The sequence below is a fragment of the Streptomyces cavernae genome (assembly GCF_004023625.1).
Taxonomy (GTDB): Bacteria; Actinomycetota; Actinomycetes; order Streptomycetales; family Streptomycetaceae; genus Streptomyces; species Streptomyces cavernae.
The window spans coordinates 1-811 of record NZ_RPDJ01000133.1 but is presented as its reverse complement, the minus strand read 5'-3'; the positions used below and the strand labels follow the sequence as shown (position 1 = coordinate 811).

The following is an 811-nucleotide window of genomic DNA, read 5'->3' as shown; positions in this document are numbered from 1 at the left end:
CCGGGTGGTGGGTAGTTGCACATGCCGTAGCGGCATGTGGTGTCGTCGAGGGCACCACAGTACGAAAGGCCCTGTCTGAGATGTACCCCTTCGTCATGCCTCCCCGCGACGTCAAGATCGGCGATGCCGCCGCCTTCGCCGGAACCACCCCGCGCGCCATTCGTCACTACCACCAGATCGGTCTGCTGCCGGAGCCCGAGCGAGGCGGAGACGGACGCCGCCGCTACGGCTACGACGACATGATCCGCCTGCTGTGGATCCGCAAGATGTCCGAGGCCGGCATCAGCCTGGACGACATGCGGGCCGCCTTCGACGAAGCCCGGGACGTTGAGGACGTCCTGGGCCGACTGGAGGAGACCCTGGCCGCCCAGGAGGCCGACATCAAGCGTCAGCGCGCGGCAGTCCAGCGCCTGCGAGCCGTGGGCAGCCCACTGGGCTTGCTCTCCCCGTTGGTCACGGACCGGCTCAGCCACCTGCCCTCTGGCGCACTGCGCCCCTCCGACCTGGACGACCTGCTGGTCACGGAACGGATCTTCGGGCCGCTGGGCGCCGCAATCCGGGCCAGCGTGTTCATCACCCTGGCGACCCATCCCGGCCTACGGGCCGAGGCAGACCGCCTCGACGCGGCCGACGCCGCCCTCGATGACACCGTCGACCCCCACGACCCGCAGGTCGAGGAACTCGCCGCGCAGCACTGCGCCCACCACAAGGCCCTGGAACAGGCCATGGAAGCGGCCGGAATGGACGAGGCCGAGGAGAAGCTCTTCGAGATCTACGACGCCGACCTGACGGGCGACGAGGAGGACACCCA

1 protein-coding gene is annotated in these 811 nt (G+C 69.2%); it reads left to right on the top strand.

What is annotated here, in order from left to right; translation table 11 throughout:
* Positions 1-80: 80 nt before the first annotated feature.
* Positions 81-811: MerR family transcriptional regulator (locus EF387_RS46490; RefSeq protein WP_155589860.1), on the top strand; the 731-nt coding region annotated here is incomplete at its 3' end.